General features: G+C 63.9%; 22 protein-coding genes. 12 read left to right on the top strand and 10 right to left on the bottom strand.

Annotated features, from left to right (window positions below; translation table 11 throughout):
- Positions 1 to 2: 2 nt before the first annotated feature.
- Together B2246_RS15565 and B2246_RS15560 are read right to left on the bottom strand one after the other, a co-directional pair.
- Entirely contained in the window at positions 3 to 1,025 is a 1,023-nt protein-coding gene (locus B2246_RS15565; RefSeq protein ID WP_286881943.1) for a methyltransferase, read from the bottom strand.
- Positions 1,026 to 1,029: 4 nt separating this feature from the next.
- Entirely contained in the window at positions 1,030 to 1,242 is a 213-nt protein-coding gene (locus tag B2246_RS15560; protein WP_286881944.1) for a hypothetical protein, read from the bottom strand.
- Positions 1,243 to 1,542: 300 nt separating this feature from the next.
- Here B2246_RS15560 and B2246_RS15555 point away from each other — a divergent pair, with 300 nt between their 5' ends.
- The 7 genes from B2246_RS15555 to B2246_RS15525 all read left to right on the top strand — a co-directional run bounded on the left by B2246_RS15555 (position 1,543) and on the right by B2246_RS15525 (position 7,870).
- Positions 1,543 to 2,076 carry a GNAT family N-acetyltransferase gene (locus tag B2246_RS15555; RefSeq protein WP_186426681.1) on the top strand — a complete coding sequence of 178 codons (534 nt, stop codon included), beginning with the start codon at positions 1,543 to 1,545 and terminating at the stop codon, positions 2,074 to 2,076.
- Positions 2,077 to 2,103: 27 nt separating this feature from the next.
- On the top strand, positions 2,104 to 3,291 hold the full coding sequence (locus tag B2246_RS15550; protein WP_286881945.1) for an MFS transporter: 1,188 nt from the start codon (positions 2,104 to 2,106) through the stop codon (positions 3,289 to 3,291).
- A 191-nt stretch (positions 3,292 to 3,482) separates the two neighbouring features.
- A complete protein-coding gene (locus B2246_RS15545; protein ID WP_008652000.1) occupies positions 3,483 to 4,787 on the top strand; it encodes an MFS transporter in 1,305 nt (434 codons plus the stop codon).
- Entirely contained in the window at positions 4,784 to 5,188 is a 405-nt protein-coding gene (locus tag B2246_RS15540) for an SRPBCC family protein (RefSeq protein WP_035883904.1), read from the top strand. Before B2246_RS15545 ends, B2246_RS15540 begins: the two co-directional genes overlap by 4 nt.
- Positions 5,189 to 5,386: 198 nt before the next feature.
- Positions 5,387 to 5,758, top strand: coding sequence for a hypothetical protein (locus tag B2246_RS15535; protein WP_008651998.1), 372 nt, complete (start codon positions 5,387 to 5,389; stop codon positions 5,756 to 5,758).
- Positions 5,759 to 5,870: 112 nt separating this feature from the next.
- Positions 5,871 to 6,938: a maleylacetate reductase gene (locus B2246_RS15530; RefSeq protein WP_286881946.1), complete on the top strand. Its 1,068-nt coding sequence runs from the start codon at positions 5,871 to 5,873 to the stop codon at positions 6,936 to 6,938.
- Positions 6,939 to 6,979: 41 nt separating this feature from the next.
- Positions 6,980 to 7,870: an intradiol ring-cleavage dioxygenase gene (locus tag B2246_RS15525; protein WP_286881947.1), complete on the top strand. Its 891-nt coding sequence runs from the start codon at positions 6,980 to 6,982 to the stop codon at positions 7,868 to 7,870.
- Between the two features lie 46 nt (positions 7,871 to 7,916).
- Here B2246_RS15525 and B2246_RS15520 read toward each other — a convergent pair whose 3' ends face one another.
- The 4 genes from B2246_RS15520 to B2246_RS15505 form a co-directional block, all read right to left on the bottom strand.
- The gene (locus B2246_RS15520) at positions 7,917 to 8,915 is read right to left on the bottom strand and encodes a Bug family tripartite tricarboxylate transporter substrate binding protein (protein WP_411860112.1); all 999 of its coding nucleotides are present in this window, start codon (positions 8,913 to 8,915) and stop codon (positions 7,917 to 7,919) included.
- Positions 8,916 to 8,976: 61 nt separating this feature from the next.
- On the bottom strand, positions 8,977 to 9,678 hold the full coding sequence (locus B2246_RS15515; protein WP_286881949.1) for a 3-oxoacid CoA-transferase subunit B: 702 nt from the start codon (positions 9,676 to 9,678) through the stop codon (positions 8,977 to 8,979).
- Positions 9,671 to 10,351, bottom strand: coding sequence for a 3-oxoacid CoA-transferase subunit A (locus B2246_RS15510; protein ID WP_008651993.1), 681 nt, complete (start codon positions 10,349 to 10,351; stop codon positions 9,671 to 9,673). The genes B2246_RS15515 and B2246_RS15510 overlap by 8 nt, the downstream gene beginning before the upstream one ends.
- A 41-nt stretch (positions 10,352 to 10,392) precedes the next feature.
- Positions 10,393 to 11,379, bottom strand: coding sequence for a Bug family tripartite tricarboxylate transporter substrate binding protein (locus B2246_RS15505; protein WP_051705480.1), 987 nt, complete (start codon positions 11,377 to 11,379; stop codon positions 10,393 to 10,395).
- A gap of 280 nt (positions 11,380 to 11,659) precedes the next feature.
- Between B2246_RS15505 and B2246_RS15500 the strand changes: the two genes are divergently transcribed.
- Entirely contained in the window at positions 11,660 to 12,271 is a 612-nt protein-coding gene (locus tag B2246_RS15500) for a TetR/AcrR family transcriptional regulator (protein WP_008651991.1), read from the top strand.
- A 98-nt stretch (positions 12,272 to 12,369) separates the two neighbouring features.
- On the opposite strand, the gene B2246_RS15495 is transcribed toward B2246_RS15500, so the two are convergent.
- The 3 genes from B2246_RS15495 to B2246_RS15485 are packed head-to-tail and all read right to left on the bottom strand — an operon-like array spanning position 12,370 to position 16,233.
- A complete protein-coding gene (locus B2246_RS15495) occupies positions 12,370 to 14,625 on the bottom strand; it encodes an FAD-dependent oxidoreductase (RefSeq protein WP_286881950.1) in 2,256 nt (751 codons plus the stop codon).
- Positions 14,626 to 14,646: 21 nt separating this feature from the next.
- Positions 14,647 to 15,432, bottom strand: a complete 786-nt coding sequence (locus B2246_RS15490; RefSeq protein WP_008651989.1) for a 3-hydroxybutyrate dehydrogenase — start codon at positions 15,430 to 15,432, stop codon at positions 14,647 to 14,649.
- Positions 15,433 to 15,492: 60 nt separating this feature from the next.
- Complete coding sequence (locus B2246_RS15485) at positions 15,493 to 16,233, bottom strand: acetoacetate decarboxylase (protein ID WP_035883897.1); 741 nt, start codon at positions 16,231 to 16,233, stop codon at positions 15,493 to 15,495.
- 827 nt (positions 16,234 to 17,060) lie between these two features.
- On the opposite strand from B2246_RS15485, the gene B2246_RS15480 reads away from it, so the two are divergent.
- Both B2246_RS15480 and B2246_RS15475 read left to right on the top strand, forming a co-directional pair.
- Complete coding sequence (locus B2246_RS15480) at positions 17,061 to 17,993, top strand: Bug family tripartite tricarboxylate transporter substrate binding protein (protein ID WP_286881951.1); 933 nt, start codon at positions 17,061 to 17,063, stop codon at positions 17,991 to 17,993.
- Positions 17,994 to 18,021: 28 nt separating this feature from the next.
- Entirely contained in the window at positions 18,022 to 19,215 is a 1,194-nt protein-coding gene (locus B2246_RS15475) for a M24 family metallopeptidase (protein ID WP_008651983.1), read from the top strand.
- Positions 19,216 to 19,265: 50 nt separating this feature from the next.
- Here B2246_RS15475 and B2246_RS15470 read toward each other — a convergent pair whose 3' ends face one another.
- Entirely contained in the window at positions 19,266 to 20,318 is a 1,053-nt protein-coding gene (locus B2246_RS15470; RefSeq protein WP_286881952.1) for an alpha/beta fold hydrolase, read from the bottom strand.
- Between the two features lie 284 nt (positions 20,319 to 20,602).
- On the opposite strand from B2246_RS15470, the gene B2246_RS15465 reads away from it, so the two are divergent.
- Together B2246_RS15465 and B2246_RS15460 are read left to right on the top strand one after the other, a co-directional pair.
- The gene (locus B2246_RS15465) at positions 20,603 to 21,451 is read left to right on the top strand and encodes a hypothetical protein (protein ID WP_035883894.1); all 849 of its coding nucleotides are present in this window, start codon (positions 20,603 to 20,605) and stop codon (positions 21,449 to 21,451) included.
- A 48-nt stretch (positions 21,452 to 21,499) separates the two neighbouring features.
- Positions 21,500 to 23,599 carry a hypothetical protein gene (locus B2246_RS15460; protein ID WP_035883893.1) on the top strand — a complete coding sequence of 700 codons (2,100 nt, stop codon included), beginning with the start codon at positions 21,500 to 21,502 and terminating at the stop codon, positions 23,597 to 23,599.
- The last annotated feature ends 37 nt before the right edge of the window (positions 23,600 to 23,636 follow it).

Here is a 23,636-nt window from a genome sequence, read left to right as displayed (position 1 = left end):
CTTCACCCCGCACGCAACACCAGAATGCTCCCGAGCGACCGGAGACGCACGACCTCTTCAAGCGCCAGGCCGCCGGCTTGAATGATTGCCTTCCATTCGGTCAAGGTGCGTTCGCGCCCCCGGCTGCCGACGAACATCTGCATGTCGAACGATGCGCTGGAGATGTCGGCGTTTTTTTCAGGCACAACGATCTCCAGGATTGCCGCGCGGGCGCCGCTGTTGCCGATGGCTTCGCGGAGCCGTAGCAATGCCTGCACGCAGGCAGGGTCGTCAAAGCCATGCAGGACGGCCGAGTACAGGTAGACATCCTTCGGACCAGCCGCAGGCAGGCTTTCAAACAGGTTCGCAGCCTGAAATTGCAGGCGTTCGAGGCCATCCGCATGGTGCTCTGCCCAGTAGCGTCGGGCTTCCTCGATGACCTGGGGCCGATCCACGATCAGTGCCGCCAACCTTGGATGGCGTCGCAGGATCGCCAGCGACTTGGTGCCCCGTGATCCGCCAACGTCGATGATGCGGTCGAACCGGCCCCAATCCAGATCCGTGGCGAAGCCGTCGCCAGCCAGTGCCTCGACGCTGTTCATGGCTTCCGAGAAAAGCTGGTCGAACTCGGCATGATGATCCAGGTAATCGAACAGGTCCTCGCCGTGGCTGAGTTGAAACGGTGGCGTGCCGCTGCGGATGCCGGCCTCCAGTTGCTCGAACCATGGGCGGCTCATGGTTTCCGAGTTGTGCATCAGGATCATGGCCCGGACGCTTTTGGGATCGTCGCGCGTCAGGCACCGGGAGAGCTTGTTGTTGCGGAAGACCATCGGGGCCGTTTCCTCGAAGATGCCCATGGCTGCAAGCAGTCGCATCAGGCGTCCGAGCGCATCTTCATTGGCGTCGACCCGGCTGGCCAGCGCAGATGCCGTCAGGGTTGCCGTTCCCAGGACAGTCGCCAGGTCCAGCTTCGCCGCCACGTAGAGCGCTTTCGATTGCCAGTAGGCCGAGCCGATCTGCACCAGCCGGAAAGGGGCTGGCGTCATCCTGTCAGTGATCGATTGAAGCCAGGCGCCGAACCTCATGGCCTTGGCGAATCGGCGCACGGCACCTGCGTTCATCTGGAACGTCATGCTCATTCTCCTTGGCGAATTGGGCAATGCGGCGGGTCGTGACGTAGTGATAGTCGTCGGCGAGGAAGCCATCCAGCGCCGCCTTGATCAAGCGGATGCGGACGGATTCTGTAGCGTTCTGATCGTTCACGACCGGCTCTGGCGATTCTGACAAAGGTAGGTTATCAGTCGCAATGCTGCGAGCAGAAGCGCTTTCGTCAATCATTTCCGGAGAGATGGTCGATATCGCGGTGGGCACGAACCTCGGGGGTCTGACGTGACATCCACGTTGATCGGGGCTTCCAGATGCGCGATGTCAAGCCGGCGGGCGGTCACGTCGGTGGCTACCAGTTGGGCAGGGCTTGCGATGTGCCCGATTGCAAAGGTCGAAGAGGTAGCGGATGCTTGCGTCTGCGCCTGAAAAGGTGGAACAGAAAACAAGGGGTAAACAATGTCAGAAATCACGATTCGCGATGCCACGCCGGACGACATGGAAGCGGTTTGCGCGATCTATAACGATGCGGTGGCGAACACCACGGCGATCTGGAACGAAGTGCTGGTCGACGTGGACAATCGCAAGGACTGGCTGGCCGCGCGCCGCAAGGCGGGCTTTCCGGTGCTGGTCGCGCAGGACGAGGCGGGGGCCGTGGTGGGCTACGCGTCGTTCGGCGACTGGCGTGCTTTCGACGGCTATCGCCATACAGTGGAGCATTCGGTCTATATCCGGAACGACCAGCGGGGCCGGGGCATTGCCGGCCTGATGATGAAGGCGCTTATAGAGCGCGCGCGCGACCTGAACAAGCACATCATGGTGGGCGCCATCGAGGCGGGAAATGCCAGTTCGATCCGCCTGCACGAGAAGCTCGGCTTCGAGCAGGTCGGCTTGATGAAGGAGGTTGGCATGAAGTTCGGCAAGTGGCTCGACCTGGTATTCATGCAGCTCAATATCGATCATCGCAGCACCCCGGACGTCGCCCAGCGGTAATCCGGCAGGCTCGGATCGAACACAACCGTGAAACGGGGATCCGCTCAATTCTCGCCGGTGCTGACGATTGCCATCGCGCAGCTGTTTGGCACGTCACTCTGGTTCAGCGCCAACAGCGCCGCTGACGACCTCGTCCGGACGTGGGGGCTGACGGCAGCCAATATCGGCACGCTGACGGCGGCGGTCCAGGCCGGGTTCATTCTCGGCACCATGGCTTTTGCCTTGCTGGGGCTCGCCGACAGGTTCTCCGCGAGCCGGATCTTCGGTCTGGCGGCCCTGCTCGGGGCAGGGTTCAACGCGTGGTTCGCCTGCCTGTCCGGTGATTTCTCTGCCGCCATCGCGCTTCGGTTCGCGGTAGGGGTGTGCCTGGCGGGCATCTATCCGATCGGCATGAAGCTGATCATCAGTTGGGCGCCGGACAGGGCGGGCGCGGCGCTGGCATTGCTGGTAGGAATGCTGACGCTGGGGACCGCGCTGCCACACGGCTTGCGTATCGCCGCAGCCCAGTGGCCCTGGCAGTACGTCATGGCGGGCTCGTCGGTGCTGGCCTGCGCGGCGGCGGTGCTGGTGCTCTGCCTGGGCAATGGGCCGCATCTGCCGGTGCGCCGGCATGGCGCGCCAAGTCCCGGCAATCCGCTGCGTGCCTTTCGCGATCGCCGGTTCAGAGCCGTGGCGGTGGGCTACTTCGGGCATATGTGGGAGCTCTACGCGTTCTGGACGGTATTGCCGATGCTCGTCGCCCGCTCGTCGCTGCCGTCCGTTTTCGGTGGACTCAGTATTTCCGCGCTGGCATTCGCGATCATCGGCATCGGCGCCCTTGGCTGCATTGCAGGTGGCCTGCTGACCCGCTGGGTGGATAGCGCCGGCGTGGCGCTGGGCGCGTTGGCGATCTCCGGCACCTGCTGCCTGCTCTTGCCATTCGCCGCCGATGCGCTCTCGCCGGGTTGGCTGCTGTGCTTCTTCCTGGTCTGGGGGGCGACCGTCATCGCGGACTCGCCACAGTTCTCGGCCCTGGCGGCCAGGGCCTGCCCGCCAACATTGGTTGGGGGCGCGCTTGCCATTCAGAACTCGATCGGCTTCGCGCTGACCGTGGTGTCCATTGCGCTGGCGTCCACTTACCTCGGCGAACTGGGGTTGAAGACGTCCTGGATTCTGCTGCCGGGCCCGATACTGGGCATTCTGGGCTTCCTGCTGCTTCGTCGCCGCCCGGCGTGAATGGAAACCCACCCATGCGGCGGGATCAAGGGCGGACACCTGAGCGCGGTGCGACCACGTTTTCTTACCTACACTTATTTCGAGCAGCCGCTGTGTGCTGTCACGGGCACTCCAAGGGGCCGTGCTGCTAGCCGTTCCGGTCCCAGGACCAGAGCGAATCACCATCGCAGTCTTGCCGCGTGGATACGACGATGCTGGCCGCTTCAGGTCATCAGGGCTCCGAGGGCAACGACCGAACCTTGCTGTACTTTGGTTGGCTGACCCTGTTCATCTATCTGGCGACGCCGGCCGGTGCGCTCGTCGATATCCAGACGTCGTACGTCCTCAAGAACGAGTTGCACGCGACGGCAACGCAGATTTCCACGTTTCGGCTGGTGACGGGCATCCCCGTCTATGTGGCGTTCGTTTTCGGACTGGCGCGGGACCAATGGAACCCGCTCGGGCTACGGGATCGCGGCTACTTCCTGATATTCGCGCCGATGACCGCGCTGGCCTGCGTCTGGATGGCGTATTCGGGGTTCTCGTACACCGGGCTTCTGGCCGGGACACTGATGGCCATGCTGGCATTCCGGTTCGTCGCGGCCGCCTATCAGGGGCTGATCGCCCTGGTCGGCCAGGAAAAGCTCATGTCCGGCCGCCTGAGCGCGCTGTGGAACGTGATCGGGTCCGTTCCGGTCGTGGCGGGCGCCTTTGCTTCTGGCTATGTCTCCGACCATCTGGCGGCGGCGGAAGCGTTCTTCCTGGTGGCGATCGTCAATCTGCTGATCGTCGCGCTGGCGCTCTGGAAACCCCCGTCGGTCTTCGGCCAGATCTATGACAGGCCCCTGGCCCGCGCCACCGATTTCGTCGGGAACGTCAGGCGGCTGGTCAGACACAAGGCCGTCTATCCGGCAGTACTGATCTGCTTTCTGTGGAACTTCGCCCCGGGCTCCGCCACGCCGCTGCAGTTCTACCTGACCAACGAATTGCACGCGTCGGACTCCGTCTACTCGTACTACAACGGCATCTTCGCTGCCGCATTTGTGCCGACGTTCCTGCTTTATGGCTATCTGTGCAAGCGGGTGGCCCTGAACAGGCTGCTGTGGTGGGGCACGATCATCGCCGTGCCGCAGATGGTCCCGCTGGCGTTCATCCATTCCGCCGACCTTGCGCTGGTGCTGGCCGCGCCAATCGGGCTGATGGGCGGCATCGCCACGGCAGCCTATCTCGACCTCGCGATGCGGTCGTGCCCGCCGGGCCTGCAAGGCACCCTGATGATGCTGGTGGATGGGGTCCTCGCGCTCTCGGGGCGCGCTGGCGATCTGCTGGGCTCCTGGATCTACAATAGCGTGCCCTCGCACGGATTCACCTATTGCGTGATTGCCACCACCGCAGTGTATGGGCTGATCCTGGCCGTGATCCCGCTGGCGCCGAAGGCGCTGATTGCCACCCGGGATGGCGAGCCAGCCTTGACGGCGCAAGCCGAGGCCTTGAACGAGAGTCGGGAGAGTCTATGAACGTTACCGTTGAAACCACTGTTGCAGCGCCTGTCGGAAAGGTGTGGCGCGCCTATACGACGCCGGAAGACATCAAGCAATGGAATGCCGCGTCCGACGACTGGCACACGACGGCCGCCACGGTTGACTTGCGGGAGGGGGGTGCCTTCTCTTCGCGGATGGAGGCCAAGGACGGCAGTATGGGTTTCGATTTCGCCGGTACCTACACGAAGATCGTGGAAAACAAGCTGATCGAATACGCGTTCGGGGACCGGACTGCCAAGGTCGAGTTCCTCGAGGCACCGCAGGGGGTCACCGTGCGGGTGAGCTTCGTCGCCGAGACGGAGTACCCGGTCGAGCAGCAGCAACAAGGCTGGCAGGCCATCCTGAACAACTTCAAGCGCCACGTGGAATCGCATTGAGAGGCGTCCGCAACGCCGTTGGCGTTGCTCCACGGACCTGGCCCCTGCATTGACGCCCGCTTTTGCGGGCGTTTTTCCTGGGCCTCGGAAGTTCTATGCTTGAGGCAGGGGATGGACTGGGCGTATTGCCCGGCCAGACTCGGGCCACGACGACCAGCACGTCTGCAGTCACGGCCCAGGAAGCAGGGCGGTGACGATATGAACCGGTTCTACGCAATGGTTGCGGTGTGCGGCCTCATGGCCGCCTGCGTATCGACTGGTATCGATGTCAAGCCCGAGCAGATGCAGAGTTTCATTCTGGGCTTCTCCACGCTCGATGACGTGACCGGACAGCTTGGCAATCCAACCTCGCAGGCGACAACTAGCGACGGGGCGATCGTGCTGGTCTACGCGTATGCGACCTCGAAGCCGCATCCTGAGAGCTTTCTTCCCTTTATCGGTCCGCTGTTCGCCGGCGGCGACATCCTGTCGTCGACGGTGCTGTTCGAGTTCGATCAGAACGGCGTACTCCGGAGCGAGCGCAGGACGACTTCCAGCGGCGCCACGGGCCTGACCGTCCTGCCGCATTGATTGAGTCAGGCGCGAGCCGGGCGATTCGGTCGCCCGCTCGCCCAACATGTGCGTCATGCGAAGCGGGACTACACTGAAGCGCATTCGGTGGGTCGATGCCTTGGGAGAGGGGATGGAATCGTTCGTTTATCAAGCCACGCCGTCGCGGGTGGTCTTCGGCGCGGGCCGGTTGGCGGCGTTGCCCGAGGAGGTGCTGCGGCTAGGCGCGCGGCGGGCTCTGGTACTGACCACGCCCGGGCATCGGGCACTTGGCGAGCGGGTGGCCGCGTTGCTGGGCGAGTGCTCCGCAGGCGTCTACAGCGAGGCGGTGATGCATGTGCCGGTGGAGGTGGCCCACGCCGCACGCGACGAGGCCGCGCGGCTGGGTGCTGACTGCTACGTGGCGGTTGGCGGTGGGTCCACCATCGGGCTTGGCAAGGCCATCGCGCTCGTTTCGGGGCAACCCATCATCGCGGTACCCACCACCTACGCAGGATCGGAAGTAACACCGATCTACGGCCTGACCGAAGGACGCCTGAAACAGACCGGCCGCGACCCGCGCGTGCTGCCGCGTACGGTCCTCTACGATCCCGAACTGACGCTGACGTTGCCGGTGGAGATCTCCGCCGCCTCCGGCATGAATGCGATGGCGCACGCGGTGGAGGCGCTATACGCCGAGGACGCCAACCCGATCATCAGCCTGATGGCCGAGGCGTCGATTCGCGCGCTGGCCGGGGCTTTGCCCACCGTGGTGCGGCGGCCGGACGATATCGACGCCCGTGGTGACGCGCTGTACGGCGCGTGGCTGGCGGGTGCCTGCCTTGGCTCGGTTGGCATGGCGATCCATCACAAGCTTTGCCACACGCTGGGCGGGACTTTCAACCTGCCCCATGCGCAGACCCATGCCATCTTGCTACCGCATACCGCGCACTACAACCACGCCGCCGCGCCGCTTGCGCTGGCACGCGTGGCGCGGGCGCTGGGTGGCGAACGCGCGCAGGATGCCGGCCCGTTGCTGTTCCGGCTGAACCAGTCGCTGGGTATCGCCACGGCGTTGTCGGCCATCGGTATGCCCGAGGATGGGTTGGACGAGGCCGCCACGCTGGCCTGCGCCAATCCCTACTACAACCCGAGGCCGGTCGAGCGCGAGCCGATCCGGGCGTTGCTGGAACGCGCCTGGCGCGGCGAGAGCCCGGCCTGAGACGGATCGGCGCACGGAAACCAACACAAAGGAGAGACACCATGGAGGCAACGCCCCACGCAGCCGCCGAAGCCGCGCTGACCGAGCAGGTCGTCGCCCGCTTTGCCGACACGCCAGACCCTCGCCTGCGCGCGCTGATGCAAGGGCTGGTGCGCCACCTTCACGCCTATGTGCGCGAGTGCGAGCCGACGGAAGCGGAGTGGTTCGCCGCCATCCAGTTCCTGACCGATACCGGCAAGATGTGCGACGGGCTGGTCCGGCAGGAATTCATCCTGTTGTCGGACACGCTGGGGGTGTCGATGCTGGTCGATGCGATCAACCACCGGCAGTCCACGGGCGCTACCGAAACCACCGTATTTGGCCCGTTCTACATTGCCGGGATGCCCGACCGTTCGGCAGGCGAGAACATGGCTCTCACGCCGGGTATGCCTGCACTGGTCCATGGTCGCGTGTTCTCCGCCGATGGCACGCCGCTGCGTGGCGCGGTGCTCGACATCTGGCAGACCGCGGAGAACGGCATGTATTCGGGCCAGGACACAGCGCAGCCTACGGGCAACCTGCGCGGCCGTTATCGCACCGACGACGAGGGCTACTACGCCATCCGCACCATCGTGCCGGTGAGCTATCCGATTCCGACCGACGGGCCGGTCGGCCACATGCTTACGTCTACCAGACGGCATCCGTGGCGGCCGGCGCACCTGCATTTCATGATCGACGCGCCGGGCCATCGCCGGCTGGTCACACACCTGTTCAACCGGGGCGATCCGTACCTGGACTCGGACGCGGTGTTCGGCGTCAAGCCATCGCTGCAGGTGGCTTACGAGGAGCGGCCCGCCGACCATCCGCTGGCGCGGCGCTTCGGCTTCGATGGGCCGTTTCGTGAAGCACGCTACGACTTCGTGCTCGATCCGGTCCCCAAGGCAGAGGGCTGACGGCAGAGGGCAGGGGACTGAGGGCTGAGGGCCGAGGCTGGCGTCCTTACTCCAGCTTCACGCCCGCGTCGCGCACCACCTTGTTCCATCGCGCCAGCTCGGCGTCGATATGCGCGCCCAAGGCGGCCGGCGTGGACCCTACCGGCTCGTAGCCATTGGCGGCGAGTTGCGAACGGAGTTCCGGCTGGGTCAGCACGGTGGCAATCTCGCTGCTGAGTTTGTCGACGACGGCGCGCGGGGTGCCGGCCGGGGCCAGGATGGCATACCAGCCATTGATGTCGAAGCCGGGCACGCCAGCTTCGGCCAGCGTCGGCACATCGGGCGCCATCGCGGCGCGTTTGGCGCTGGTCACGGCCAGCGCGGTCATGCGGCCGGCGCGGATCTGCGGCATCGAGGTCGAGATGCTGTCGAACGTAAGCTGAATATCGCCGGCGAGCATGGCGTTGACCACCTGGGCGCTACCCTTGTACGGCACGTGGGTCATCTTGACGCCCGCCATCGAATCGAACAGTTCGCCAGCCAGATGCCCGGTGTTGCCGTTGCCGGCGGAGCCGAAGGTAATGGTGCCGGGCGCGGCCTTGGCGGCGGCGATCAGATCGGGCACGTTGCGCGCCTTGAGCGACGGGCTGCCGGCCAGGATCAACGGCAGGTTGGCCACCAGCGAGACCGGCGCGAAGTCCTTGCGCGTGTCGTACGGCAGCTTGGGATACAGGCTCGGATTGATCGCGTGAGCGGCCAGCACCATGATCAGCGTGTAGCCGTCGGGTTTGCTGCGGGCCAGCGCCTGCGTGGCGATCGTGCCGCCCGCGCCGGGGCGATAGTCAAGGACGATGGGCTGGCCCAGCCGTTCCTGCAACTTTGCGCCGAGCGGGCGCGCAAGCAGGTCGGCGCTGCCGCCGGGCGGGTAGGGAATGAGCAACTGAATCGGGCGGGATGGCCACGCATCCGCTGCGTGAGCGCCAAGCGGCAGGGCGGCGATGGCGGTGGTGGCCAGCAGCACGCGTAGCGCGATGCTGGCGGTCAGGCTCATCTTTCCGGTTGTCATCCTGGTCATGCTTGTCCCCTTTTTTGTTCTGGTGGTGATCCTGCCCGATCCGTCGACGCTTTCAGCGCCCTGGCCCTAGCACGCGGCAGTCGGTCGCCAGCGTGAGTGGTGCGGCCGATAGCGCCTGCACCGCTTCGAACGACACGCCATCGACCAGGCCGGTCACCAGCAATGGCTTGCCGGGCCGAACGTCGATCACGGCCAGGTCGGTATAGATGCGGTCAACTACGCCGATGCCCGTCAACGGATAGCTGCAGCGTTCGACGATCTTCGGTTGTCCGTCGCGCGTCACGTGTTCCATCATCACGAACAGCCTGGCCGCGCCCACCACCAGGTCCATCGCGCCGCCTACCGCGGGAATCGCATCGGGCTCGCCGGTCGACCAGTTGGCCAGATCGCCGTTGGCCGCGACCTGGAATCCGCCCAGCACCGTGATATCGATATGCCCGCCGCGCATCATGGTGAACGACACCGCGTGGTCCGAGATCGACGCGCCGGCGATCAGGCTGATCGGCTCCTTGCTGGCGTTGATCAGGTCCGGGTCGGTCTCGCCTTCGCGGATGACCGGACCCATGCCGAGGATGCCGTTCTCGCTGTGCAGCACGATCTCGCGGTCGTCGGGCAACTGGTCGGAAACGAGCGTGGGCATCCCGATGCCGAGATTGACGACGCTGCCATCGGGAATGTCATGGGCGACGATGCGCGCCATCTGGGCGCGGCTCAGTCGCGGCAGCGTGCCGAGGCGGGGCAGGGTGTCATGCATGGCTGTCTCCCGATGTTGCCAGGACCACTGTCTGGACGAAGATTCCCGGCGTCATCACGTGTTGCGGCGTCATCTCGCCCAGCGGGACGATCTCGTCGACCTGCACGATGGTGTGTCGCGCGGCGGTGCACATCACCGGCCCGAAGTTGCGGCCCGCGTAGCGGTAGGTCAGATTGCCCCAGCGATCGGCACGGTGTGCCTTGATCAGCGCGAAGTCGCCGTGCAGCGGTTGTTCCAGCACATAGCCGGTGCCATTGATAACGCGGCTTTCCTTGCCTTCGGCCAGCGCGGTGCCATACGCCGTGGGCGTGAAGAACGGCCCGAGCCCGGCGCCTGCGGCGCGCATCCGCTCCACCAGCGTGCCCTGCGGCACGCACTCGAGCGCGACCTTGCCGGCGCGATACGCATCAATGAACGCCTCGGCATTGTTCGAACGCGGGTGCGAGCAGATGACCTTGCGCACGCGGCCCGCGCGTATCAGCGCGGCAATGCCAGCATCGCCGTTGCCGGCGTTGTTGTTGACGATGGTGAGGTCGCGCGCGCTGTGCGCCAGCAAGGCATCGAGCAGTTCGTCGGGAATGCCCGAACCGCCGAAGCCGCTGACCAACACCGTGGCGCCGTCGCCAATGCCCGAAACCGCGGCGGCGAGCGAGGGCGCGATCTTGTCGATCATGAGAACTCCTTTGCCGATGAAACTGCGATACGGTGATGCGGCTACTGCTGCGGAATGCCCGTGTCCTTGACGACCCGCGCCCAGCGCAGGCGCTCCTGTTCGATGAACTGGCCGAAGTGCTCGGGCGTGTCGCCGCCCGCCTGTCCGCCAAGTTCAGCCAGCCGCGACTTGATCTGCGGCTCGGCCAGCGCCGTTGCCGCGGCCTTGTGCAGTTGCGCGATTACCGCCGGCGGTGTGCCGGCGCGTGCCACCAGGCCGAACCACGCCGTCACCTGGAAATCGTCGAAGCCGGCTTCCTTCATCGTCGGCACGTCGGGTAGTTCGGCCACGCGCGTCCCGCTGGTCACGGCCAGCGCGCGCAGCTTGCCAGCCTGGATCTGCGGCAGCGAACTGGGCAGGTTGTCGACCATCATCGTCACCTGGCCCGCCACCAGATCGGCCACGGCAGGCGCCGCGCCCTTGTAGGGCACGTGGATGATGTCGATGCCGGCGCGCTTCTTGAAGAGTTCGCCCGACAGGTGCACAGACTGGCCCGAGCCCGACGACCCGAACGACAGCTTGCCCGGCTCGGACTTCGCCAGCGCCACCAGTTCCGCCACGTTGCGCGCGGGCACCTTGGCATTGACCACCAGCACGTTTGGCACGGAGACCACCATCGTGATCGGCGCGAAATCCTGGGGTTTGTAGGGCAGCTGGCGATACAGCGCGTAGTTGATCGCGTTCGGCCCAATGTTGCCCATCATCAACGTGTAGCCGTCGGCCGGCGCCAGGAGCAGCGCTTGCGAGCCGATGATGCCGGCGCCACCGGCACGGTTGTCCACCACCACCGGCTGGCCCAGGATCTCGCTCATGCGCTTGCCTACCAGGCGGGCCGCGATATCAGTGGTACCGCCTGCGGCGGCCGGCACGATCAACCGGATCGGCCGCTCTGGCCAGGCGGCCTGCGCGGTACCGGCCATGCCAAATGACAATGCGGATGCCGCAACCCATGCGGCGGCCAGACGCGCCCCGCCCATCTTGATGGTCATGCCTGTCTCCTTGTCCGGCGCTCGCGCACATGGCTGGGCTGACGGTGCCGTTCTGTTTCTTGTCGTTCTGTGTCGATACGCGGAAGCGCGGATCGCGACCTAAGATAGGCCGCTGCCCGGAGCAATGGAATTCACGATTCACAAATCGGGCCTTCGGGATCGCGGAAGGGGCGCCGTCCCGCGTGTCTCCAGGGGACGTCTGCTGATGTACTGCGTGGTACATTGACGCGCTGCGGTACGGCGTTCCATGCCGGGGCCGCGCCAACCAAGAGCCCAGTGAATGCCGAAAGCCAAAACCACCGCCGCGGACCGCTCATCCAGCGAGCAAGCCGTTCAACTGCTGGATGCCGCCACAGAACACGTGCTGGCTCACGGTCTGGGAGACCTGTCGCTGCGCAATGTCGCGGATGCGCTGGGCACCAGCCATCGAATGCTGATCTACTACTTCGGATCTGCCGATGGCTTCTGGCAGGCGTTGCTGTTTCGCGTGCGACATACCGAGCAGCAGGCGCGTCTGCGCGCGTTCTCGGGCGGTATGGATAGCGGCGCGGCGATGGAAGCCGCCTGGGACCGCTATTCCGCGCCGGGCTATCTGCCCGTGATGCAGTTGCTGTTCGAGATCTACGGCAGGGCAATCCGCGATCGCGATCGTTTCAGCGGCTTCCTGGAGGACGTCGTGGGTAGCTGGACTTCGATGCTGGCTGAGCGTCTGCAGCAAAGCATGAACATCAGCGAAGAAGAAGCCCGGCTCTACGCGCGTGTTGAAGTCGCCACGATGCGAGGGCTGCTACTGGACCTGATCACGACTGGGGACCGCAAGGGCACCACCGCCGCGCTCAAGTACTTCGCGAGCAAGATGGCGACGCCTGGCAAGGGGCGGAAGGGCGCATAGCGGGCGCCCATCGGAGAGTCCCGAGGCGGGCGCCTGTTCAATCCCGGTGTCACCAGAGTTCCGCCGCGGCGTGGCTCAATGCCCATCGCTGCGAGTGCTTACGGCATGACACCGTCTGACACATCCCCCGTGACACTTTCATCCGAATCGCCCAGCTTTAGCACCAGGCCATCGCTTGCGTTTGGAATCGGTCCCAACACCACCGTGACCTCCGCATACCCCTGGGCCATATTCGCCTGAATTGCCGTCTTGGAGAAGTCGTAGTCACGCGACGATGGCTCGTCGGATGGTCCCTCGCGCCTGACAGGCTCGATTTCCTGAAGGATGTAGTCCACAAGCTCGCGATACGCGTCTCTCAGTTCGCGTGCGCGCTGATCGCTACGGATGCGCTCCGAGTACACGATCTCGTCGCGGCGCGCGAGGATTTCCATCATGCCGGACGGCAACGGTTTTTCGCCGGAGAAAAGATCGACAATGAAGACGCGCTTCCCATCCGGGCCGCAGCGTTCGGTCACCATGTCGAGGGGAGAGTTGGACACGATCCCGCCATCCCAGTAGGGCACCCCGTCGACGAATGTCCACGAGAAGCCCGGCGGCAAGCTGCCGCTGGCGAGGATATGATCCGGCGTCAGGTCGTCAACGTAACTGTCGAAGATCTCGAACTTCGAAGTCAGGACATTGACGGCGCCGACCAGCAATCGCACCGGGCTGTTGCGTAGCCCGCCGAAATCCACGTACTTCTCCAGCAGCGCTTTCATGGGGGAGGTATCGTAGAAGCTCGTCCAGTCCCATGGCGCGACCCAAGGCTGGTCGAAAGCGGGCATCCAGCGGGGCTGAAAGAAGTTGGGCACGCCAAGCTGCAGTATCTGCATGGCCGTCGTGGCGCGTCGCAAGGGTTCCGAATGAAAGTGAGGGGTGCAAACCGAAAGATCGGACCAGAACGACTCGAGCGCTTCAGTCGCGTTGCCGGGGTTGCTGGCAATGATCGCGCCGTTGAGTGCGCCAATCGATATCCCGGCCACGATGTCAGGAAAGATCTTGCGTTCCTCGAGACCCTTGACGACCCCACACTCGAACGCGCCAAGCGCGCCGCCACCCTGCAGGATCAGCACGGTCTGCACCGGCAACTGATCGAGCGCGAAGTCGGGGTCGCCCAACTCCGCTTTCTGCGGCAGCACATTGGTGCGGTACCGTATCAGCCCTTCGGCAAGGCGCAACTCGGTGGCTGGTCGTCCAATGGAGAACACGGCGCGCACCACATCGTCCTTCAGGTAGAAGAGCGCAAAGGAGCGGTCCTCTAGCGAGCCCCGGGCGATGCATTCGTCGGCCCCCTCGGGAGCGCCGAGCATGTTGAAGCCAATATCACCTACGTCGCAGAAGAAGTATGAGACGAGGTCATAGCGCATCCGGCGGCCAAGCATGTTCATTGCCGCAAGGCGGCCCTGCTTGGCGGCGTTGTCCCAGTGCTCGATATGACGCCGGCGGGCGAAGACGGGATCGTGGAAGCTCGTGACATCGCCTGCTGCCCAGACGTTTGGCACGTTCGTCTGCAGCAGCTCGTCTACGGCAACGTAGCCTTTCTCGAGCGCGATCCCGCTACCCTCGAGGAAGCGCGTTGCCGGATCCACTCCCGCGCACACGACAACAACGTCACACGGCAGCCTCCTGCCTGAGCGTGTTTCGACTTCCGCCACCTTGCGTTGGCCATGCAGGGCCACCACCGCGTCTTCGAGGACGATGGATGCGCCGCGCTCCTGCGCGTGCAGACGGAAGAACTCCGACAGCATCCTGGATTCGAGATGACGCAGCAGTCGGTCACTCTCCTCGATCACCGTCACATCGAGACCCATTTCGCCCAGGGTCATGGCGGTTTCCATGCCGAGGAAGCTGCCACCGATCACCACGACGCGCTTGCCCTTCGATGCGGCATCGCGAATGGCATCGCAATCCTGCCTGGACCTCAGGGTGTGGATGCCATGGAGCGACATCCCCGGGACATCGAGCAGCCTCGGTGTCGCGCCGGTTGCGATCAGGAGGTTTCCGTAGTGGATGCGCGCGCCCACCGAGGTCTCTACTATCTGACGGACGGGATCGACGGATGCAACTGTCGTGTCCAGCGCGATATCTATCGCCTGCTCCCGGTAGAACTGCTCGGAGTGCAGCAGGAACTGGGAGTCCTCTGACGGCTCCTGCAGATACTGTTTCGAGAGTCTCGTCCGCAGATACGGCAGGGTCGACTCTGTCGAAAGCATGAGGATGGAGCCTGTCGCGCCTTCTCTGCGCAGCGTTTCCGCTGCGCGCGCGCTCGCAAGCCCACCGCCGATCAAAAGGAAATCAACCTGCTTGTGCGTCATATCGCTCCCTGGGGCGTTCGATTACTGCATGAACCAGCCGTGGCTGACAACAAACGATTGTCCGGTCAGTGCCGCGCTCGGGAACGTGCAAAGGAACAGGACGGTCTGCGCGACATCCTCCACAGTGGTGAAGACGCCATCGACAGTACCGCCAAGCATGACGTTGCGCACCACTTCCGCCTCGCTGATGCCCAGTTCCTTGGCCTGCTGTGGAATCTGTTTCTCCATCAGCGGCGTCTTTACGAAGCCAGGACAGATGACATGCGAGCGCACATTATGAGCCGCGCCTTCCTTGGCCAGCACCTTGGCCAGCCCCAGCAATCCATGTTTCGCGGTCACGTACGCCGACTTCAGCGGCGACGCTTCGTGGGAGTGCACGGATCCCATGTAGATCACTACACCGCCACGGTCGTCCTTGTACATGTGCTTGAGCGCGGCCTTCGTCGTCAGGAATGCGCCGTCCACATGGATGGCTTGCATCTTCTTCCAGTCCGAGAACGCATAGCTCTCGATGGGATTGACGATCTGGATGCCCGCGTTCGAGACCAGGATATCGATTGAGCCAAACTCCGCCGCGACCTTGTCGATGCCTTGATTGACTGCGTCCTCGTTGGTGACGTCCATGGCCACGCCGATGGCCTTGCCGCCAGATTTCCGGATTTCATCGGCGACGCCATTCGCGCCATCGAGATTCATGTCGGCGATGGCAACCGCGGCCCCGCCTTTCGCCAGTTCCAACGCAATTTCCTTGCCGATGCCGCTTGCCGCACCGGTGACGACTGCAACCTTGCCGTTCAGATTAGTCATGATCAACTCCTGGATACGTTGAGTACGTTGAGTAAGTTGGATACGCGAGAACAAGAACTGCTACTTCGCCAGATAGTCGTGCACGACCTCGCCGAGACCCAGCGTCAGGTCGGCGATCAGGTGGCGTGCTTCGACGATTTCAAGAACCGGAAGATCGGCAACCGGTGCGAGGGCATGGGGAGATAACTGCAGTGACGAGGGACCGGTCCAGGCCCCTTTCATCGTGATGTTTTCGAGGTAGTAGCGCACCAGTTCGCAGACGCGAGGGGAGCCGTCCACGTGAGGCACCACTTTCAGCAGGAAGTTCGGCATGGCAAGCCGCCTGGCCTGTTCCGCAAGATCGAGCTCGCGGTGCTTGTAGCCCATCGTGCCGGTGGCAATCCGGACCGGGCCGTAATCGAGTGTGCCAACGAGGGTGTCGATATGCGTTTCGAGGGCTGGCGAAGCCAGCTTCTTGGGAAACCCCCAGAGTTCCCGGCCGCCCGCAATCGGCGGATGATCATTCAGGTACATCGCATGGGTGTAACTGCCTGCCACGCCTTCGTACTCGACGGGGATGACCTGGCCACTTTCCGTGTAGTTGCCAAAGCCGGTCGAATCCGGCATCCGGATGAACTCGTAGCTCACCAGGGGCGAGGTGACTTTCAAGGGTTCGGGGACAGCCTCGCGCAACCGATCCATGTCCGTGCGATAGGTCACGATAAAGAACTCCCGATTCACGAAGCGATACGGCCCCATCGGGAACGCTGGGCTCGTGATTGGCATGGCAAACGCACGCGAAGCTACGGAGTCTATTTTCATGACATTCCTGTGTTCAGATCACATCGGGATGATTTGGATGATCAGGCCACCACGCACCATCACGGCAAACGGTGAATGCACTGTCAGGCTGCGAGCCGGAAGGTTTTGAATCGTCGCCGAACCGCGTGGCTGTACGCAAGGGGGAGCGGTGTTAGCGGTCACGCGCGCGGCGCAGAGCAGGGGATTGAAGCAAGCGAGCCACAGTCAAGGCGGACAGGCCAATGGCGCAGAGGAGGGGGAGGGTGAAAGTAAAAGCAGAAAGGAGGAATTCCATTGCTGTGCCGTTCTCTGAAACCTGGCAAGAACTTGCGGTGGGTTGCGCATGGCTTCCAGTGTAGGTTTCAAGATGCATCGTAAAAAGGGAGAGGTCGCCGACATACTGTTCAGTAATACGAACAGTTGTTTGGAAACTCTCCTGTCTGGTGTCCGACGACACGTATGCCGATCTGACAACGGGCCTCTGGTTTGATTCATTTTTTTCTTAAAAAGAAGGCGCGGAACTCTTATGCAAATCTGCGCTTGATCAATGAAGCTTTCGTGAAACCGTGGCGAAGGCTGCCTGGCCTTGCATCACTGGTCTGCCTTTCCACCGCGCGTCAGAAAGCGCACAAGAATGCTCTTGGGTTCAAGTAGCACTACACAGCGATACGCAGAATCCAGATCCACGCGCCAACCAGATTCCATTCCCACGTTTTCACGTAAACCCCAATTTTCGATGTTGATGTACCACATGGTACATTTCACGTCATCGCGGCCGATGGTGGCGGCGAGAGAACTCATCGGGAAGCAACATGGATTTGCGAAAGCTATTGGGAAGGATGGCCAGCATGGCCGTGGCGATGGCGCTGCCACTGATCGGACAGGCGCAGACATTTCCGACGAAACCAGTCCGGCTGGTGGTGCCGCAGGCCGGCGGCACGGGGAATGACGTACTGGCGCGCGCGCTGGCTGAAAAGCTCAGCCAGGCGTGGAAGCAGCCAGTAGTCGTGGAGAACAAGCCGGGCGCGAATGGGACGCTGGCGATTTCCTACGTACTGGGGCAGCCGGCCGATGGATACACGCTGTTCTTCGCGGGTGTTTCCAACCTCAGCTTCAACCCGTACCTCTATCCCAAGCTGCCCTATCAGCCGGCCAAGGACCTGACCGGCGTGGCAATGCTGGCGAACTCGCCATTCGTGTTCGTCGCATCGCCGTCACTGCATGTGCAGACCTTGCAGGACTTCGTGCGCCTTGCCAAGGCGCGACCCGGCGAGATCAGCTTCGCGTCGGGCGGTATCGGCAATTCCACGCATCTGGCGATGGAACTGGTGGCGGAGCGCACTGGCATCACGATGCAGCATGTGCCGTTCAATGGCACGGGTGGCTCGACAAGCCTGATGAACGGGCAGACGCCGGTGATGATGAACGTGGTGGCCGGCGTGCAACCGTTTATCGCGGGCAAGAAGCTGGTGCCGCTGGCGGTCACTGGCGATCGGCGACTGGCGGCATTGCCCTCGGTGCCTACCTTCAAGGAACTCGGTTACGACGTCCAAGTGCCGGGTTGGTATGCCATCGTCGCCCGCGCGGGCACGCCGCCAGCCGTGGTGCAGCAGATCAATGCCGATATCAACCATATCCAGGACGATCCGCAGTTCAAGGAGAAGCTGGGCTTCCAGTTCCTCGATGCGATCAAGGGACCGCCTTCGGAGGTGGAGCGCTACATGAAGCGCGACGCCGATGCCTGGGGGCCCGTCATTCGCCGTCTCAACATTTCTCTCTGACTACCCTGACCGCTCTGATAAGAAAACCATGCCACATCTGACCAAAGCCGTGCATGACTATCGCCTGGCCGCGATGCATCGCCTGATGGACCGCCTGCGCGTGGATGCGCTGGTATTCGGCTCGCCGGACTTTTTCCAGTACGCGACCAATTTCCAGCTTGACGTGTGGCCATGGGAGCGTCCCGTGTTCGTCGTCGTGCCGCGCAACGGCGAGACGTTTGCCGTAATGAACGAGCTATCGACCAACCACATGCGGTTTGCCGCGGAGAAGGGCACGGTGTGGCTCTCGGACGTGACGTACTACGCCGAGCATCCCCGCGTGGCCAACCGGTTGGCCCTGCCGTCGCAACTGCCCGAAGTCGTGGCCGCATTGCTGGCCGCGAAGGGCCTCGGGATGTCGCGCATCGCCGTCGACGTTCAGCATCCGATCCTGACCGGCGCGCAGCGCTATCTTCCCGAGATGACGTTGCGTCCGGCGATGGCCGAGATGCGCAGCCTGCGATGGGTCAAGCACGCCGAGGAGCTGCAGACCATGCGAGACCTCGCGGCCTTGACGGACTGGGTTCAGGATCGCTACCGAGAGAACATTCGTCCCGGCCGGCTAGTGCAGGAGCTCGATCACGCCATGGCGGCGCTGATGGTGGAAGAGGCTGCGCGACGTTTCGCGGGAGAGGACTTCGAGATCATGAAATGCTGGACGCTCACCGGCCCTGCCTCGGCGTCCCCGCATGGCGACGGCGCGGCGTGCGGCTCGCGCATCGCGAAGGGCGACACCATCGTCAACCTTGTATTGCCGAGATTGAACGGCCTCTACGTGGAGAACGAGCGCACATGGTTCTGCGGTCAGCCCAGCGATGAGCAGGCCAGGTTCTACAGCGTTGCGGCGCTGGCCACGGACGCTGCCGTGGCTGCGGCGGTGGTGGGCCGGCGTGTCTGCGACATGGACGCCGCCGCGCAGGCGGTGATCGAAAGCGCGGGGTGTGGCGATTACGTGTTCCACCGGACGGGCCATGCCGTGGGTCTGATGCTGCACGAATATCCCGAGGATATGGCGTTCAACACCCGGCCGCTGCTCGCCGGCGAAGTCTATTCGTCCGAGCCCGGACTGTATGTGTACGGCCTGGGTGGCTTCCGCCTGGACGATACCGTCGTCGTTGGCGAGGTGCCGGAAGTCATGGTCAAGACGCCGAAGACGCTGAGCTACGCCACCGTGAGCCTGTAATGGGCGCTGGCCGGGCGGCCATGACGACTGCCCATCGCCTGCATGGTGCCTTAGCGCCGGTCCACGTCGAGCACCGCCTGCGCGAACGCGGCGGGCGCTTCCTGCGGCAGGTTATGGCCGATCCCGCCGGTCACGTTGCGGTGTTCGTACCGGCCCGTGAACTTGCTGGCATAAGCGCTTGGCTCGGGGTGAGGCGCGCCGTTGGCGTCGCCTTCCATGGTGATGGTGGGCACGCTGATGGTGGGCGCGGTGGCGAGCCGTTTCTCGATATCGTCGAACCGGGCTTCTCCGGTGGCCAGCCCTTGCCGCCAGCGATAGTTGTGCACCGTGATGTCGACGTGATCGGGGTTGCCGAACGCGGCGGCACTACGTTCGAACGTGGCGTCATCGAAATCCCACTTCGGTGATGCCAGTTTCCAGATGAGCCTGGCGAACTGGTGGGTGTACTTCTGATAGCCGGCGCGGCCACGGTCCGTGGCGAAGTAGAACTGGTACCACCACTGCAGCTCGGCCTCGGGCGGCAGGGGGACCTTGCCGCCGGCCTGGCTGCCGATCAGGTAGCCGCTGACCGAGACCAGCCCCCGGCAGCGGTCTGGCCACAGTGCGGCCATGATGTCGGCGGTGCGCGCGCCCCAGTCGAAGCCGGCCACCACGGCGTTCTGGATGCCGAGCGCATCCAGCAGCGCGATCATGTCGGCGGCAATCGCCGAGGGCTGACCATTTCGCATGGTGTCGGAAGACAGAAAGCTGGTGGATCCGTAGCCGCGCAGGTAGGGAATGATCACGCGATAGCCGCGCGCCGCCAGTAGCGGCGCTACGTCGACGAAGCTGTAGATGTCATACGGCCAGCCGTGCAGCAGCAGCGCGACGGGCCCGTTGGTCGGGCCGGCCTCCGCGTAGCCGACGTTCAGCACGCCGGCCTTGATCTGCTTGATCGGCGCAAAGCTCGTATGAGTGCCTGGCCGGGGTGAGGGCAGTGGCGTTGCGTGCGGCTGGCTGGTCTGGGCCCGGGCCGTCTGTGCCCCCCCGAATTGCGCCGCGGCCAGCGTCGCCGCAACAACTCCCATAAAGCCCCGTCGAGGCAAATTGACGATCTCCGGCATCTCTCGCTCCTGTGTGTGATCAACCTGTGCATGACTTTAGGTGGCGCAAGTAACCGGCATGTAGCGGCGGGCGGGGGGATTTGTATCGCAATGTATATGCCCCGGGGATTCCGGACAGGCCGATACACGCCTGCACCAGCTACGGCGTCCACGGCGGGCCGACCGGGGGAGATGGGCAAAACGGTCGCACTTGTCATCGTCAATCTTGGTGATGCGCCCCCGGCCGTTGCCACGTACGCTCGCCGGCACAAAACAAGACAACAGCCGGAAGGGAAGATCGAGCCATGACAAAGACCAGGAGATTCGCCGCAGCCACGCTATTCGGCATCCTTGCCGTGACCATCGCCGCGTGCGGGGGCGGCGGCGACGCAGCGGGGACGGGCAGCGCCACCGACGCCACGCCCGCCGCATCGTGCACGGTTGCCAAGCCGCAGTGCACGGTGTCGAGTTCGCCCGCGACATCGGCGGACAACCCGGTGCCGGCGGGGACGAACGTTGTGTTGACCGCGAAATGCGATACGTCCGTGACGCAGGCGGACTGGTTCACGAATGCCAAGACCTTCGCGAGTGGCATGAACGTCACGGTGAATCCCAGCGCGACCACCAGCTATGGCTTCGCCTACAAGAATTGCGCCGGTGGCGACGCGACGGGTCTGTGGGTGTATGTCGGCAGTGGGTCGAGCAGCGGAGGCAGCTCGGGAACGTCAACCGGCACGGGCGGAAGCGCCACGGTCGACAGCGGCGCGTCCGGGTCTGGCGGCCTCAAGTCCGGCGTCAGTGCCATGAACTGCGTGCGGATGGGCCACAACGCATCGGGTAGCACGACGATCACCAATACGTGCGGCGGGACGATTTCCTATACGTTCTGCAACCTCTACGCCGCTCCGGCCGGCGACACGGGCACGCTGTTCGTTTGCAAGGGCCAGCGCGCCACCTACAGCCCGAGCGGCTACGTCTATGAGCAGGGCTCCGATGGCCTGGGCGCCGGCAACACCCAGGTCATCCTGGGGACCCGCGTCAACAATCAGGTCACGTGGGTCATCGCCTGCGCAACCGGGCTGCCCCACATCACGAATTTCGACACGAGCACCATCGGCCCGAACTCGAAGGCCACTGGGATCTGCCTGCTCTGAGTCGGATCGAGAGTATTTTTTCAATACAGACAGCACGGAAGGGGAAATATGAAGCTCACGCCCATTGCGCTTTGCATCGCAGTGCTTGCCCTGTCGGCATGCGGTGGTGGTGGCGATTCTTCAACGGGGGGGACTACGACCACGACCACGCCACCGGGCACCACTGCGCCCACCAAGCAGGTCGTCAGCGGCGTTGCGGCGACCGGCGCGGCGATGCAAGGTGCCACGGTGACGCTGACGGACGCCTCGGGCAAGTCGGCAAGCTGTCCTGCCGATGCCACCACTGGTTCGTTCCAGTGCGACGTGACCGGTCTGACTGCGCCGTTCGTGCTGGCCGCCACGGGCAATGTAGCCGACTCGCAGGCCACGCTGATCAGCCTGAGCGCGACAGCTGGTACTCAGACGATCAACATCACGCCGCTCACCAACGCGATTGCAGCGACGATCATTGGCGACAACCCGACCAAGTTGCTGGCCGATACCAGTCTCCTGCAGTCCAAGGTCACGGCATCGTCGATCAGCACCACGGTGAAAGCGTACTCGGACGCGCTGGCCGCTCTGCTGGCCGCCACCGGCAACACCGGCGTGGATCTGATCTCCGGTCCGTTGACGGCCGGTGCGCCCGGGCTGGACCGTCTGCTCGATCAGGTAAAGGTCAACGTGCTGCCCAATGGCGGCGTGCAACTGACATCGGTGGCGGGCGCATCGAGCGATACGCCGACAATGCTCCAGCTTGCGCCCGGTGTTGCGCCGACGGCGGCCGACACCGCAAGCCTGCCAAGCGTGGCGACGATCGGCGGCCAACCGGTTTCCAGCTTGCCCAGCGCCAGCGATCTTGCCGGGCTGCAGGCGGCATTCAATCAGTGCTTCGCGGCGTCGACAACCGCTTCCGCCCGGTTGAGCGGAAGCGTGGCCGCCTGTGAGCAGATCATCGTCGATGATGTCGCGCCGGGCGCGCTGATGGCGGGTGTGCCCAGCAGCTACCTTAGCAACGGCGCGAATGCCGAGCAGGATCTGGGCTCCAGCATCGTCGGCGACGACGGCATGACTGGCGCGGTCTTCAGCCTGCCGGAGATCATTCGGGTCCAGTCGACCGACAAGGTCTGGATCAAGGTGTCCTGGACACGCGCCGATGGCATCCGCGATGGCATGCAGCAGATCGCGCAGATCGCGTTGCAGCCGTCGGCTCGGACGACCAGCGACAATGGCTGGCGTCTGGTCGGCAACCAGCGTCACGTGCTGAGCAAGGTCACGGGCAATGCGCAGCGCTGGGACTGGTTGAACGCCCCCAAAGCGACCACCGGCACCAATGCCTTCGTCAGTTCGCTGAGTTTGCAGGTAGGTATCACGGACGACCAGAACGTGCCGGTCGACTTCGCCGTGGTGACAGGTCCGGGGCTGCGTGCAGGGGTGCTCCTCAAGCCGAGCACCGGTGCGTGCGACACGCTCAATATCCACGCGCAGCTTGTGCCGGGTGACATGCAAGGTGTGGACGCCAGCGCGATTCCGGGCAAGTACTCGAGCAAGCTGAACAGCTGCCGCAACAGCTACCGTCTGGCCGGCGTTGCCCAGGATCCGGCCGCGCAGGCGCAGTTCAAATGGCCGGGCAGCAACGCCGCGTTCTCGAATCCGCAGTTGAGCGCCACGGAACTCGCGAACGTGACGCCGTTCGGTGTCTACACTTTCGCGATCTACCAGAAAGACAATGCGGCGGCCCCGGCCTACAGCTACGCGGTGCGTTTGCGCACACCGCCGCCGTCGCCAGATACGCTGCGCCAGTATGCGTGGCAGGAAGTCAGCAAGACCGCGCGTGATGCCCTGACGCCGGGTTCGGGCTCGGAGTTCGCTGGTGGGGCCACATTCCCGATGAGCTGGACCTCTGCATCGGGCGTGCCGTTCGTGAAGAAGACCAACGTGCAGATCCGATCGACCATCGGTGGCGCCCCGCAGGTATTCGTGAGCGGCAATGCGCGTGCCAGGCCGGCGGCCGCTAATACGGTGGTCAACGTGTCGGTGCCGGGCGATCAGGGGGCGGCGTTCCCGGCAGTTGCCGGGGCGACTGGCACAAGCGATATGTCGTTCGCGAACCTTAGCTGGTCTGATACGTTCGATCTGAGTTTCAGTACCAGCGTGGAGTACGACCACTAAAGTACGACGACTAAAGTACGACGACTAAAGTACGACC

Origin of the sequence: Cupriavidus sp. UBA2010 (assembly GCF_002335265.1) — a bacterium.
Taxonomy (GTDB): domain Bacteria; phylum Pseudomonadota; class Gammaproteobacteria; order Burkholderiales; family Burkholderiaceae; genus Cupriavidus; species Cupriavidus metallidurans.
Note: the sequence above shows the minus strand (reverse complement) of the source record. Positions and strands in the feature narration are given on the sequence as shown.

Excerpts from the sequence above, each read along its gene's own strand:
- B2246_RS15565 (WP_286881943.1), bottom strand. The coding sequence starts at position 1,025 with ATGACGCCAGCCCCTTTCCGGCTGGTGCAGATCGGCTCGGCCTACTGG.
- B2246_RS15555 (WP_186426681.1), top strand. The coding sequence starts at position 1,543 with ATGTCAGAAATCACGATTCGCGATGCCACGCCGGACGACATGGAAGCG.
- B2246_RS15545 (WP_008652000.1), top strand. The coding sequence starts at position 3,483 with ATGCTGGCCGCTTCAGGTCATCAGGGCTCCGAGGGCAACGACCGAACC.
- B2246_RS15540 (WP_035883904.1), top strand. The coding sequence starts at position 4,784 with ATGAACGTTACCGTTGAAACCACTGTTGCAGCGCCTGTCGGAAAGGTG.
- B2246_RS15535 (WP_008651998.1), top strand. The coding sequence starts at position 5,387 with ATGAACCGGTTCTACGCAATGGTTGCGGTGTGCGGCCTCATGGCCGCC.
- B2246_RS15530 (WP_286881946.1), top strand. The coding sequence starts at position 5,871 with ATGGAATCGTTCGTTTATCAAGCCACGCCGTCGCGGGTGGTCTTCGGC.
- B2246_RS15525 (WP_286881947.1), top strand. The coding sequence starts at position 6,980 with ATGGAGGCAACGCCCCACGCAGCCGCCGAAGCCGCGCTGACCGAGCAG.
- B2246_RS15520 (WP_411860112.1), bottom strand. The coding sequence starts at position 8,915 with ATGACAACCGGAAAGATGAGCCTGACCGCCAGCATCGCGCTACGCGTG.
- B2246_RS15515 (WP_286881949.1), bottom strand. The coding sequence starts at position 9,678 with ATGCATGACACCCTGCCCCGCCTCGGCACGCTGCCGCGACTGAGCCGC.
- B2246_RS15510 (WP_008651993.1), bottom strand. The coding sequence starts at position 10,351 with ATGATCGACAAGATCGCGCCCTCGCTCGCCGCCGCGGTTTCGGGCATT.
- B2246_RS15505 (WP_051705480.1), bottom strand. The coding sequence starts at position 11,379 with ATGACCATCAAGATGGGCGGGGCGCGTCTGGCCGCCGCATGGGTTGCG.
- B2246_RS15500 (WP_008651991.1), top strand. The coding sequence starts at position 11,660 with ATGCCGAAAGCCAAAACCACCGCCGCGGACCGCTCATCCAGCGAGCAA.
- B2246_RS15495 (WP_286881950.1), bottom strand. The coding sequence starts at position 14,625 with ATGACGCACAAGCAGGTTGATTTCCTTTTGATCGGCGGTGGGCTTGCG.
- B2246_RS15490 (WP_008651989.1), bottom strand. The coding sequence starts at position 15,432 with ATGACTAATCTGAACGGCAAGGTTGCAGTCGTCACCGGTGCGGCAAGC.
- B2246_RS15485 (WP_035883897.1), bottom strand. The coding sequence starts at position 16,233 with ATGAAAATAGACTCCGTAGCTTCGCGTGCGTTTGCCATGCCAATCACG.
- B2246_RS15480 (WP_286881951.1), top strand. The coding sequence starts at position 17,061 with ATGGCCGTGGCGATGGCGCTGCCACTGATCGGACAGGCGCAGACATTT.
- B2246_RS15475 (WP_008651983.1), top strand. The coding sequence starts at position 18,022 with ATGCCACATCTGACCAAAGCCGTGCATGACTATCGCCTGGCCGCGATG.
- B2246_RS15470 (WP_286881952.1), bottom strand. The coding sequence starts at position 20,318 with ATGCCGGAGATCGTCAATTTGCCTCGACGGGGCTTTATGGGAGTTGTT.
- B2246_RS15465 (WP_035883894.1), top strand. The coding sequence starts at position 20,603 with ATGACAAAGACCAGGAGATTCGCCGCAGCCACGCTATTCGGCATCCTT.
- B2246_RS15460 (WP_035883893.1), top strand. The coding sequence starts at position 21,500 with ATGAAGCTCACGCCCATTGCGCTTTGCATCGCAGTGCTTGCCCTGTCG.